Source organism: Cupriavidus sp. SZY C1, assembly GCF_032190535.1.
Taxonomy (GTDB): Bacteria; Pseudomonadota; Gammaproteobacteria; order Burkholderiales; family Burkholderiaceae; genus Cupriavidus; species Cupriavidus pauculus_C.
Genome location: NZ_JAUANU010000013.1, coordinates 51116 through 63681, shown reverse-complemented (window position 1 = coordinate 63681; position 12566 = coordinate 51116). Strand labels below are relative to the sequence as shown.

General features: G+C 69.4%; 12 protein-coding genes. 9 read left to right on the top strand and 3 right to left on the bottom strand.

The annotated features are described in order from the left end of the window. Positions 1-8 precede the first annotated feature (8 nt). Entirely contained in the window at positions 9-566 is a 558-nt protein-coding gene (locus tag QTN24_RS19290; protein WP_172966147.1) for a cupin domain-containing protein, read from the bottom strand. A gap of 220 nt (positions 567-786) precedes the next feature. On the opposite strand from QTN24_RS19290, the gene QTN24_RS19285 reads away from it, so the two are divergent. After that, positions 787-1011, top strand: coding sequence for a hypothetical protein (locus QTN24_RS19285; protein ID WP_124685606.1), 225 nt, complete (start codon positions 787-789; stop codon positions 1009-1011). A 170-nt stretch (positions 1012-1181) separates the two neighbouring features. Next, a complete protein-coding gene (locus QTN24_RS19280) occupies positions 1182-2663 on the top strand; it encodes a PQQ-dependent sugar dehydrogenase (RefSeq protein ID WP_313839065.1) in 1482 nt (493 codons plus the stop codon). 22 nt (positions 2664-2685) lie between these two features. Here the strand turns inward: QTN24_RS19280 and QTN24_RS19275 are convergent, their stop codons facing one another. Continuing rightward, on the bottom strand, positions 2686-3576 hold the full coding sequence (locus QTN24_RS19275; protein WP_313839064.1) for a LysR family transcriptional regulator: 891 nt from the start codon (positions 3574-3576) through the stop codon (positions 2686-2688). Positions 3577-3681: 105 nt separating this feature from the next. Between QTN24_RS19275 and QTN24_RS19270 the strand changes: the two genes are divergently transcribed. Genes QTN24_RS19270 through QTN24_RS19260 form a run of 3 tightly spaced genes read left to right on the top strand, consistent with a single transcriptional unit; the run spans position 3682 to position 7465 of the window. Then, a complete protein-coding gene (locus tag QTN24_RS19270) occupies positions 3682-5235 on the top strand; it encodes an AMP-binding protein (protein WP_313839063.1) in 1554 nt (517 codons plus the stop codon). Between the two features lie 9 nt (positions 5236-5244). Continuing rightward, on the top strand, positions 5245-6417 hold the full coding sequence (locus QTN24_RS19265; RefSeq protein WP_313839062.1) for an acyl-CoA dehydrogenase family protein: 1173 nt from the start codon (positions 5245-5247) through the stop codon (positions 6415-6417). A 58-nt stretch (positions 6418-6475) separates the two neighbouring features. Continuing rightward, a complete protein-coding gene (locus QTN24_RS19260; RefSeq protein ID WP_313839061.1) occupies positions 6476-7465 on the top strand; it encodes a tripartite tricarboxylate transporter substrate-binding protein in 990 nt (329 codons plus the stop codon). Positions 7466-7480: 15 nt separating this feature from the next. On the opposite strand, the gene QTN24_RS19255 is transcribed toward QTN24_RS19260, so the two are convergent. Continuing rightward, on the bottom strand, positions 7481-7675 hold the full coding sequence (locus QTN24_RS19255; protein ID WP_313839059.1) for a hypothetical protein: 195 nt from the start codon (positions 7673-7675) through the stop codon (positions 7481-7483). A gap of 11 nt (positions 7676-7686) precedes the next feature. Here QTN24_RS19255 and QTN24_RS19250 point away from each other — a divergent pair, with 11 nt between their 5' ends. The 4 genes from QTN24_RS19250 (at position 7687) to QTN24_RS19235 (ending at position 12549) form a co-directional block, all read left to right on the top strand. Beyond that, complete coding sequence (locus QTN24_RS19250) at positions 7687-8586, top strand: helix-turn-helix domain-containing protein (protein ID WP_253700296.1); 900 nt, start codon at positions 7687-7689, stop codon at positions 8584-8586. 98 nt (positions 8587-8684) lie between these two features. After that, positions 8685-9659, top strand: a complete 975-nt coding sequence (locus QTN24_RS19245; protein ID WP_313839057.1) for a tripartite tricarboxylate transporter substrate binding protein — start codon at positions 8685-8687, stop codon at positions 9657-9659. Positions 9660-9696: 37 nt separating this feature from the next. Next, the gene (locus QTN24_RS19240) at positions 9697-10014 is read left to right on the top strand and encodes an NIPSNAP family protein (protein WP_313839055.1); all 318 of its coding nucleotides are present in this window, start codon (positions 9697-9699) and stop codon (positions 10012-10014) included. A 318-nt stretch (positions 10015-10332) separates the two neighbouring features. Further along, positions 10333-12549: a DUF6351 family protein gene (locus tag QTN24_RS19235; protein ID WP_313839053.1), complete on the top strand. Its 2217-nt coding sequence runs from the start codon at positions 10333-10335 to the stop codon at positions 12547-12549. The last annotated feature ends 17 nt before the right edge of the window (positions 12550-12566 follow it).

The following is a 12566-nucleotide window of genomic DNA, read 5'->3' as shown; positions in this document are numbered from 1 at the left end:
GGGCGCGGCTACAGCGGCAGGCAGCAGAGCAGCACGGTGGCCGTGGTACGGCCAAGCGCGCCCAGGCGCCGCAGCGTCATCGACAGCCGCTGGCCGATGCGGGCCAACAGCCCGTGCCGCGTGCCGGGCTTGCGTGCCAGCCGGCGGGCAATGCGCACCGGCAGCCGCAGGCCGCGCGGCACCGGGCTATGGCAGAACGCCACCTTGCGCACATAGCGGTCCACTTCCCAGAGCCACGACGACCCATAGGGAAAAAACGCCACGTCGCCTTCGGCCAGCACGCGGGACTGGCCCTGGCTGTCCGTGACGCGCACGCTGCCTTCCAGGATCACCACGACTTCGTCGAACTGGTAATGCCATTCGAACGTGCTGCGCGTGCAATCCCACATCGTCGTCCAAGCCGAGCCGTCCTGCGTGGACGAATGGTCGCGGCAGCGGGTGACCGGCGCACCGGTGCGGATCCAGTCCGGTTCGATCGGACAGGGCTGGTCCGGCAGGTTGCCGATGTTGCCGAAGACGCCTGCCTGGGGATGCTGCCGGGGCGGGGCTGCGGGGGTATCGAGCATTGAGGTTCCTCGTGTCGGATTCTGTCGGCTCAGGGCCATCGCCATGGTCCCTGCTCGAAATCGGCCGCAATATGCGCCAACGCACATAACACCCGCATTGACAGCATTGCCAAAGACGTCACGCGCCGCCCGCGCGCCACGTACGATCCTTGCTTGCCCGGTGGTCTTCTTTCCCGTGGCGCACCATCGCGGCGCCGCACGCACCAGACGGAGGTCCCCCATGAAGAACCCGTGGCTGAAGAAGAACCCGATGCTGAGCCTGTGGCTCAGCGGCGCCAACGCCGTGGCGGGCGCGGCACGTGGCCGGGCAACCAGCGAGGCCCGGCGGCAGACGGCGCTGGCCAGCACGGCGTTCACCAACGCCGCCATCGACGCCTGGACGGCCGCCCTGACGCCGCCAAAGCCACGCAAGAAGCGCAAGGCGTCGCGGCGCGCCAAGCGCTAGCCGCGCTGGCAGGTTCCTTGCTGTGTCGCGTCAGCACGACGGCGGCAACGCGCGCATCGCCATCGTGCAGCGGCCCGGCTCCCACGTTCCCGATGCGGTTTCAGCAGGAACGTGTAGGCACTGCTACCCGGCATTACAAGCGTGCGGACAGCAGGTTCCAGGAGCCAGCCATGACCAGCAGCTTTCGGTGGGTCGCCAGCGTTCTGCTCGGCGGATGCATATGCGTACTGGCCGCCTGCGGCGGCGACGGGTCGGGCAGCGGCACCACGGCCGACGCCGGGGCGGGCTCGGGATCGGCGCCCGGCTCGGGCACGGCCGCCGGCCCGGCCACGCTGTCGCTGGCTGTCGCTGGCCTGCCTGCCGGCACCGACGCCAACGTGTCGGTGGCCGGTCCGGGCAACTTCCAGCAGACCGTGACGCGCTCGGCCACGCTGCCGAACCTGGCGGCCGGCACCTACACCATCACGGCCGGCAACGTCCTCAACGGCACCTCGCTCTACAACGCCGCGCAGGCCACGCAGTCGGTCACGGTCGATGCCGGCAACCTCTCGCCGACCGTCACCGTGGCCTACAACGCGCCCGAGACGATGCGGCTGAGCCTGGCCGCGGTGGCGGGCGGGCTGGACGCGCCGATCTACCTGACCGCGCCGGCCAACGACCCGCGGCTGTTCGTGGTCGAGCGGCCCGGCCGCATCCGCGTGATCCGCAATGGGGCGCTGCTTGGCACGCCGTTCCTGGACATCTCGTCGCTGACCACCACCGACGGCGAGCGCGGCCTGCTGTCGATGGCGTTCGACCCGGACTTCGCCACCAACGGGCGCTTCTTCGTCTACTACACCGATACCGGCGGCGCCATCACCGTGGCCCGCTACCGGGTGACCACGCCGGGCGCCGACGTGGCCGACGCCAGCGGCACGGTGCTGCTGTCGATCCCCCACCCAGGGCAGTCGAACCACAACGGCGGCCAGCTTGCGTTCGGGCCGGACGGCATGCTCTACCTGGGCACCGGCGACGGCGGGGGCGCCAACGATCCGCCCGGCAACGCGCAGAACAACGGCTCGCTGCTGGGCAAGATGCTGCGCATCGACGTGCGCGGCAACGGCTACGCGGTGCCGCCGGACAACCCGTTCGCCAGCGGCGGCGGCGGCCGGGGCGAAGTCTGGGCGCGCGGCCTGCGCAACCCGTGGCGCTTCTCGTTCGACAGCGCCGGGCTTGTCTACATTGCCGACGTGGGCCAGGACGCGCGCGAGGAGGTCAACATCGTCCCCGCCTCGGCCCCGGGCCTGAACTACGGCTGGGTGCGGCTGGAAGGCACCGTCTGCGTCAACGGCACCAACTGCGACACCACCGGGCTCACGCCGCCCGCATTCGAGTACAGCCACGACGACGGCAGCTGCGCGATCCTGGGCGGCTTTGTCTACGCCGGCAGCGCCGTGCCGGAGCTCAAGGGCCGCTACTTCTACACCGATCTCTGCAAGGGCGCGCTGAAGAGCTTTGCCTACCGCGGCGGCACGGTCAGCGAGTCGATCGACTGGTCGCTGCCGCTGCCGGGCACCGTGTACTCGTTTGGCAAGGACGCCGCCGGCGAGCTGTACGTGCTGGCCGAGACCAGCGCGGGCGGCCAGGTGCTGCGCCTGCAACGCGCGCCGTGAGCGCCGCCATGCGCGCCATCGCTCAGGCCACGCGCGCGGCAAGCAGGTCGATCATCCGCTGCGCCAGCGGCGACAGGTAGGCGCCCGCGCGCGACATCACGCCGACGCGCCGGCCCAGGTCCAGCGCGTCGGCGCGCAGCGCGATGGGCCGCAGGCTGGCGCGCTCGCTGTTGCCGGTAGCGCCGGCGATGCACAGCAGTTCGGTGCCGCGCACCAGATCGAACAGCGTGGCGCTGCCGAAATCCGTTTCCACGCGCAGGATCGGCGCGGGCAGCCCCAGGTCGGCGAATGCCACTTCGAGCTGCTGGCGCACCAGCACGTGGGCGCTGGGCAGCAGCCAGTGCTGGTCGACCAGATCGGCCAGCCTGAGGTTGCGCCGCCGGTGCAGCGGATGGTCCTCGTCGGCCACCACGGCCAGCCGGTCGGTGAACAGCTCCCGCGACGCCAGGCCAGGATTGGGCTGGCGCGGCAGCGGCGCCACGGCCAGGTCCAGGTCGCCGGCTTGCACCAGATCCATCAGCTCGCGCGCCACGCGCATCGTCAGCCGCAGCCGCGCCACGGGCCGCTCGCGGATCAGCTGCCGACAGGCGCCCAGCACCAGCCCGGCCGGCATCGAGGGCGAATAGCCCAGCCGCAGCAGCCCCTGCTCGCCGGTCTGGATGCCGCGCATCTCCTTGATCGCGTCTTCGTATTCCAGCCGGATCCGCCGCGCGCGCTCCAGGAACACGGCGCCGGCCTGCGTGACGCGCATGCCCAGCGTGGTCCGCTCGAACAGCGGCACGCCCAGTTGTGCCTCCACGCGCTGGATGGCCTTGGTGACGGCCGGCTGCGTCATGCCCAGCGCCTCCGCCGCGCGCCCGATGCCGCCATGGGTGCCCACCGCCAGCACGTACTCTAGATCCCGCGTCTCCATCGTCCATTCCCGTTGGTTATGACTTGATTACCGACGCAGCATTGTAGTCATGCCCGGCATGACCGAGACTGCTGGCACACAAGATCAGAAATGCAAGGAGACACCATGACGTTCGCCTATTTCCTGCGGCGCGCGGCGCGCTACTGGGGCGACAACCCGGCCGTGCTGTACCGCGACCGGGTGCTGACCTTCCGCCAACTCGACGAAGGCTCGACGCGGCTGGCCAACGCGCTGCTGGCGCTGGGCCTGCGCAAGGGCGACCGCGTGGCGATCCAGTCACGCAACTGCCCGGAAGTGGTCGAGATCGAATGTGCGCTGTACAAGGCCGGGCTGGTCAAGGCGGCGCTGAACCCGCGCTTCACGGCCGCCGAGGCGTCCGACGTGGCCGAGAACTGCACCCCGCGCGTGCTGATCGCCGGCCCCGGCTACACGGGCTATTCCCGCGCCACGCCCGGCTTTGGCAGCGTCGAGCATTTCTTTGCCATCGCGGGCGCCACCGACGGCTACGGCGCCTACGAGGACCTGATCGCCCACGGCGCCCCCACCGCCATCGACTACGTGCCGCAGCCCGACGACCTCGCCGTGCTGCACTTCTCGTCCGGCTCCACGGGCAAGATCAAGGCCGCGATGCAGAGCTACGGCAACCGGCTGGCGTCGATGCGCAAGCTGATCCTGACGATGGACCGCCCGGCCCGCCCCGGCGACCGCCTGGCGCTGATCGGCCCGATCACGCATGCGTCCGGCATGCTGATGCAGCCCTACCTGTTCCTGGGCGCCACGCTGGTGCTGTTCGAGAAATTCGACACCGCGCAGTTCCTGGCCGACGTGCCGCGCCTGCAGCTCACGCACGTGTTCATGGTGCCGGCGATGATCAACATGCTGCTGGCCGAGCCCGCGCTGGCCACGGCGGACCTGCGCAGCCTCAAGACGCTGGCCTACGGCGCCGCGCCGATGGCACCGGCCCGCATCCGCGAGGCATGGGAGCGCATCGGCCCGATCCTGTCGCAGGGGTACGGGGCCAGCGAATCGACGTCGGGCGTCACGCGGCTGTCCACCGCCGACCACGCCAAGGCACTGGCCGACCACCCCGAGCGGCTGGCGTCGTGCGGGCGCGCGATGAGCGAGACCGAGGTACGTGTGGTGGACGAATGCGGCCAGGAGGTCAGCGGCGACGCGATCGGCGAGCTGGTGATCCGTGGCGCCGACGTGTTCCAGGGCTACTGGGGCGAGCCCGATCTGACGCGCGAGGTGCTGGTCGACGGCTGGCTGCACACCGGCGACCTGGCGCGCGTGGACGCCGAGGGCTACATCTACCTGGTGGACCGCAAGAAGGACATGATCATCTCGGGCGGCTTCAACGTGTACCCGACCGAGGTGGAGGCCACGCTGTACCAGCACCCGGATGTGATGGAAGCGTGCGTGATCAGCGTGCCGGACGACACCTGGGGCGAATCCGTGAAGGCCGTGGTGGCGCTGTGGCCGGGCCGGCAGGCCAGCGCGGCCGAGTTGATCGGCCATTGCCGCGCGCGCATTGCCGACTACAAGTCGCCGCGCTCGGTCGACTTCGTGGCCGAGCTGCCCAAGAACGCCAGCGGCAAGCTGGCCCGCAAGCTCGTGCGCGAGCAATACTGGGTGGGCGCCGCCCGCCGCGTCAACTGAGGGGCCGCCATGTTCGACCATCTGACCAACCCGGTGCTGATCGAGACGCGCGCCGCCGTGCGCCGCTACATCGACGAGGAACTGCGCCCGCTCGAACGCGAGCTGGGCCTGGGCACCGAGGACCCCTGGCCGCGCGACGTGCTGCGCGGCGTCTGGCGCCGTTCCAGCGAACTGGGCCTGTACGCGGCCTGCCTGCCCGTGGAACTGGGCGGCCGCGGGCTCAATATCGCCGAGCAATGCGCGCTGAAGGCCGACCTGGCCGCCAGCGGCGCGGCGCTGGCATCGCATGTGCTGGGCGACCTGGGCGGCCCGCCGCGCGTGGGCAACATGCTCAAGTACGCCACGCCGGACCAGCTTGCGCGCTACTTCGAGCCGGTGATCCGGGGCCACAAGTCCACCTGCTTCGCGCTGACCGAGCCCCATTCGGGCTCCGACGCGCAGAGCATCCGCACCAGCGCCGTGGCCGATGGCGACGACCTGCTCATCAACGGCACCAAGCACTACATCAGCGGCGCCCCGTTCGCGGACTTTGCCATCGTGATGTGCGTGACGGACCCCGCCACCACGCCGCCGGCCATCACCGCCGTGCTGGTGGACCTGGACCTGCCGGGCGTGACGGTCAGCACCGAGTACGTGCCGATGTCGGGCCAGCACATCGACGCCGACATCCACTTCGACAACGTGCGCGTGCCGCGCGCCAACATCTTCGGCGGCGAGGGCCAGGGCTTCCGGCTGGGCATGTCGCGCATCAACGTGAACCGGCTGCTGCACTGCCCGTCGATGCTGGGGCTGGCCACGCACGCCTACGCGGCGTCGGTGGCGTATGCCGGGCAGCGCCGCCAGTTCGGCGGGCCGATCGCGCGCTTTCAGGCCATCCAGCATATGCTGGCCGACATGGCCGCCGCGCTGTGGGCCTGCGAGAGCATGATCGCGCAGACCGCGCTGCTGGCCGATGCCGGCGCGGACCTGCGCATGAAGGCGGCCGCGTGCAAGCTGTTCGTGTCAGAGCGCTGCTTCGAAGTGGCGGACAAGGCCGTGCAGATCCACGGCAACCTTGGCGTGACGCGCGGGCACCCGGTGGAGCAGATCTGGCGCAAGCTGCGCATGTTCCGCATTTTCACGGGCACCAGCGAGATCCAGCGCAATACCATCGCCAAGGCCATCCTCGACCCGGCAGCCTGAATGCCGACCCACGGCGACGCGGCTGCAGACCGCGCGCCGGCCAGAACAGGAGACAAGCATGAACCGTCGTCAGTGGCTTGCCACGGCGGGCGCCGCCGCACTGGGCGGCATGGCCTGCCGCACCGGCCTGGCTGCCGCCCCCGCCTATCCCTCGCGGCCGATCCGCCTGATCGTGCCGTTCATTGCCGGCACCGCGCCCGATGCGTCCGCGCGCAGCCTGGCGGCCGAGCTCGGGCCGCTGCTGGGCCAGTCGGTGGTCGTCGAGAACATCGGCGGCGCCGGCGGCATCATCGGCGCCCGGGCGCTCAAGCGCGCCGAGCCAGACGGCTACACGCTGGGCGTGCTGGCCAACCAGCACGTCATCAACGTGCACCTGTACCGCGATCCGCCCTACGACGCGACGCGGGACTTCACGCCCATCACCACGGTATCCGGCGGCCCGGTGGTACTGGCCGTGCCGGCCGCGTCGCCGTACCGGACCGCGCGCGAGCTGGTGGACGCGATGAAGCGCCAGCCCGGCGCGCTGAACTACGGTTCGGGCGGCAAGGGTTCGGTGGCGCACCTGGCCGTGGAAAGCCTGCTGCACCAGACGCGCACCGAGGCCGTGCACATCCCGTACAAGGGGGCCAGCGAGATCGTCACGGCGATGGTCAGCGGCCAGACCCAGTTCGGCATGCCCGTGCTGTCGACGGCCGCGCCGTTCCTGCGCAACGGGCAGATCCGGCCGCTGGCCGTGTCGTCGGCGGCGCGCTCGGTCTACTTCCCGGACGTGCCGACGCTGGCCGAGGCGCTGCCACCCGGCTTCGTGCTCGACAACTGGAGCGGCGTCTTTGCGCCGGCCGGCCTGCCGCCGGCGCTCACCAAGCGGCTGTTCGACGCCATCGCCACGCTGCAGGCCAGCGGCAAGCTCGACGCATCGACCAAGGCCAACTCGGGCGAGCTGCGCAAGAGCGCGTCGCCGGCCCAGTTCGCGCAGATGGTGGCGGCCGAGAACGCGCGGTACGGCAAGCTGATTGCCGAGATCGGCATGCGCGGCGAGGCGGGCTGAGCGGCGCGGCCGGGATCAGAACGACCCGACCAGCGTGCCCAGCACGATGACGGCCACCAGCGCCAGCAGCGGGCCGACGATGCCGACCATGACGATGCCGCCGTAGCTGTCGCGATGGGTGGCGCCGCATGGCGGCGCCGCGCAAGCGCAGGCTGCGCTTTCACGCCGGCTGGGATACGATGTCGACCGATCCCGCAGCCGCCCTCGCAAGGAACCGCCGCTTGTCAGAAGTCCTCCGCCCCGCTCCCGCCGACGCATTTCCCACGTTCGAGACGTCCGATTTCGCGGTGGAAGGGACGTTCTACTTCGATATCGTCCGGCTCGAAGACCGCGACGACATTCCGCGCGGCTTCCTGCATCGGCACAACTACTACCACCTGCTGTGGATGACCCGCGCCAGCGGCACCCACATGCTCGACTTCGCGCATTTCGACGTGCGCGACCATTCGGTGTTCTTCCTCTCGCCGGGGCAGGTGCATGCGTGGACGTCGACGGTCAAGCCCTACGGCTACGTGCTGAACTTCAGCACCGACTTCTTTGCCCGGATGTTCCCGCGCGCCGACGACGCGGCCAGGTTTCCGTTCTACCAGCCCACGCGCGGCCACAGCGCGCTCTACCTGACATCCGGCCAGCACGACGCCATGCTGCCGCTGCTGGCCGAGATGGAGCGCGAGGCACGCGACCGGCAAGCCGGCTTTGCCGACGTGGTGCAGGCGTGCCTGCTGGTGCTGCTGACGCGGCTGCGCCGGCTGTGCCCCGAGGGCGAGCAGGCCGGCGAGGCGGGCCCGCGCCAGGCGCTGGCGCGGCGCTTCACGATGCTGGTGGAAACCCACTACCTGCGCTTTGGCGCGGTGGGCCAGTACGCCGAGGCGCTCTGCGTGAGCGAGCGGCAGCTCAACGACGCGGTCAAGCAGACCATCGGCCGCACCGCCAACCAGGTGATTCAGGAGCGGGTGGTGCTGGAGGCCAAGCGGTGGCTGTCGAACACCGAGACCGGCATCGCCGAGATCGCTTTCCGGCTCAATATCGAGGATCCGGCCTACTTCGCGCGCTTTTTCAAGAAGCAGACCGGCCTGACGCCGGGCGACTTCCGGCGCAAGCACTGCCGCCCGCTCACCTGAGCGGCGCGAAAAAGTGCAATACAACGTCTGAACTGTCCTAACGCCGCTGGCGCGGGCCTGCCTAAAGTGTCCCGACAAGAAAACCAGAGGAGACAACGATGTTCAGCGCAGCCGCCCGGCTGCGGCGCCTTGTCGTGGCCGCCGCACTTGCCTTCACCACCTTCCATGCCATGGCCGAGTATCCCGACCGTCCGCTGCGCGTGATCGTGCCGTTCGCCCCTGGCGGCGCCACGGACGTGATTGCCCGCACGGTGGCCCAGGCCATGTCGGCCCGGCTCGGCCAGTCGGTCGTGGTCGAGAACAAGGCCGGCGCCAACGGCAATATCGGCGCCGTCACCGCCGCACGCTCGGACCCCGACGGCTACACGCTGCTGATGGCCACGTCGAGCCACGCCATCAACGCGTCGCTGTACCAGAAGCTCAACTACAGCCTGACGCGCGATTTCGTCGCGCTGTCGAACCTGGCGTCGGTGCCGCTGCTGCTGGTGGTCAATCCATCGGTGCCGGCCAAGTCGGCCAGCGAGCTGGCGACCTATGCCAAGACCAATCCGGGCAAGGTCAACTACGGCTCGGGCGGCACGGGCACCGCATCGCACCTGGCCGGCGAGCAGTTCAGCACGCTGACCGGCGCAAAGATGCAGCACGTGGCCTACAAGGGCGGCTCGCAGGCGCTGAACGACCTGATGGGCGGCCAGGTGCAGGCCATGTTCGCCAACCTGCCCGAAGTGCTGGCGCAGGTGCAGAGCGGCAAGCTGCGCGCGCTGGCCGTGACCGGCACCCGGCGCCACGCCGCGCTGCCCGACGTGCCCGCGTTTGGCGAGACGGCCTACCCGTCGATGACCATGCGGTCGTGGTTCGGCCTGTTCGTGCCGGCCGGCACACCGCCCGCCGTCGTGGAAAAGCTCTCGCACGCCATCGTCCAGAGCGTGGCCGATGCGGCCGTCAAGGAACGCCTGAAGGGCCTGGGCGCCGATCCCGTGGGCGACGAGCAGCCCGCGTTCCAGAAATACGTGAACCAGGAAGTGGCGCGCTGGGCCGTCCTAGTCAAGCAGTCCGGCGCCAGCGTCGACTGACCCAACCCTCCGCCATTCGAGACCGAAAGGAAACCTCATGCTGTACGACGTCCGCACCTACACCTGCCGCCCGGGCACCATCAAGAAGCATCTGGCGCTCTACGCCGAGCACGGCTTCGACACGCAGAGCCGCCACCTGGGCAAGCCGCTGGCCTACATGCAGACGGAGACCGGCGACGTGAACAGCTACATGCACATCTGGGTCTACGAGAACGCGGCCGACCGCGAGGCCCGCCGTCAGGCGCTGCAGAAGGACCCGGCCTGGGCCGACTACCTCAAGCGCAGCGCCGACGCGGGCTACCTGATCCGCCAGGAGAACCGGCTGATGACGCCGGTTTCGTTCTTCCAGCCGTGAAGCAGTGAGCGGCCACGCGGCCGCCAGATGGACTGAGGGAAGCAGGGCGCGCGCCTTGCTTCCCTTTTTTATTTTTGGCCTCGCACCCGCAGCGCTGTACGGCCCGAAGCGGCGTCAGGCATCCACCCGTCATCCATCGCCAGCCATTTTGTAATCGCGATATGGCGCGCTGTTCAGCGCGGGCAATTTCTACCGTTACGCCGTTGCAACCGTTTTCGTTCAGGGTCCGGGAGCCTTGGACAATGCAGAACGGCGGCCTAAGCTCGCCTCAGGCGCCCATGTTGACGGGAGCCTCAAGACAACGATTGGAGACTCCCCATGAAATCGCTGAAGAGATGGCTCGGCGTCACGCTCGCCGGGCTGATGGCCCTTGGCCTTGCCGCATGCGGCGGAGGCGGTGACGACGACCCCGGCATCGCGCCAACGGTCCAGTTGCTTTCGTCGCAACCCGAATACGTCACCGGCGGCACCGCGCTGATCGACATCGGCGTGCCCACGTCGGTCAACAACGACCGTCCGCTCAGGGTGCTGCTGAACGGCAACGACGTCACCGCGCAGTTCCGGCCCAGCCCCACCGACCCGTCGCACCGCGAGGCCGTGCTGAGCGGGCTGGCCAACGGTGCCAATGCCGTGGTGGCCAGCGTCGGCAAGGCATCGAACACGCTGACGATGACCAACTATCCGATCACCGGCCCGGTGATCTCCGGCCCGTGGCAGACGCCGTTCGTATGCCAGACCAGTTCGTTCCAGCTGCCCGACGGCAGCACGCTCGGCGCCCCGCTGGACGAGAACTGCAGCGTCGCCACGCGCGTGAACTACCTGTACATGCCCACGCAGGGCGGCGCGCTGAAGGTGATGAGCGATACGTCGGCACGCCCGGCGGACGTGGCCACCGTCACCACGCTCGGCGGCGCGCAGGTGCCGTTCATCGTGCGCGTGGAAACAGGCACCGTCGACCGCGGCATCTACCAGAACGCCGTGATCCACGACCCGACCAGCGAACCGGCCCCCACGCCCACGTCGCCGCCCAAGGCATGGAACCGGCGGATGATCGCCATCGAGGGCTTTGGCTGCCCCGGCGGCTGGTACATCCAGGGCAGCGCGCAGGGCAACATCCAGTCGGCCGGCTTCGACTTCAGCCTGCTCAACACGCAGCGGCTGGCCGAAGGCTATGCGATGTTCGCCAACACGCTGCAGCATGCGTCGAACAACTGCAATGCGGTGCTGGCCAGCGAGGCCGCGATGATGTCGAAGGAGGCCACCATCGAACGCTTTGGCGTACCGCTCTTTACCGTGAGCGCGGGCTGCTCGGGCGGCTCGTACGGCAGCGCCCAGCCGGCCGACCGCATTCCCGGCCTGTTCGATGGCGTGCTGATCTCGTGCACGTTCCCCGACCCACTGTCGATTGCGTTCTCGGGGTCCGACGGCCACCTGATCACGCACTACATCACGCTCAATCCATCGGCGCTGACTGACACGCAAATCGCGGCCGTGACCGGGTACAAGAGCCGCAAGGCGTTCGAGGATGCCGCCAACCAGGCCCAGCGGACCGACCCCGTGCCGGGACGCGTGGACTACGCGGGCTACAACTCGGGCGTGTTCAACGCGGCGGTGCCGGCATCGCTGCGGTATCACCCGGTGAACAACCCCACCGGGGTCCGGCCGACGGTCTATGACGCCGCGCGGAACATCTACGGCGTGGACAAGGCCACCGGCTTCGCACTGCGGCCGTTCGACAACGTCGGCGTGCAGTACGGCCTGGCCGCGCTGAACAGCGGCGCGATCACGACCACGCAGTTCCTGGACCTCAACGAGAAGGTGGGCGGCTACGACCAGGATGCCAACTACGTGCCGAACCGCGTGGCCGGCGACCCCGGCGCCATCCTGCGCGCGTACCAGAGCGGCCTGCAGCTCGGCACCAACGGCGGGCTGGCCAGCATCCCCGTGTTCGACGTCACCGGCATCTACAACGAGGACACCGCCTACCACTACCAGTGGTTCCACTTCGCGCTGCGCGAGCGGATGGTGCGAGCCAACGGCGACAGCAACAACCACGTCATGTGGCGCGGCAACCCGGTGCCCGCCGACACGGCCTGGAACACGTTCATCACCTGGGTGGCCGCGTACAAGGCCGACGTCACGACCACGGCGCAGAAGGATAAGGTGGTGACGTACAAGCCGGCCAACGCGGTGGACGGCTGCTGGAGCAACGCGACGACGTTCACGCAGGAGGTGCAGACGCTGAGCCAGATCGCCAACACCACGTGCAACGGCCTGTTCCCGTCGTGGACGGCGCCGCGCATCGTGGCGGGTGGCCCGGTGGCGGCCGACGTCATCAAGTGCGCGCTCAAGCCGATTGCCGCCACCGACTACGCGGTGATGTTCACAGGCGCCGAGATGACGCGGCTGCAGGCCATCTTCCCGAACGGTGTCTGCGACTGGTCGCGCCCCGGCATCAACCAGTCTGGCGTGGTGCCGAACGGATCGTTCGGGCCGTCGCCGGTGAACCTGGTCTTCGACATCACGAAGTCATAGCCGCCGCAAAAGCTGGC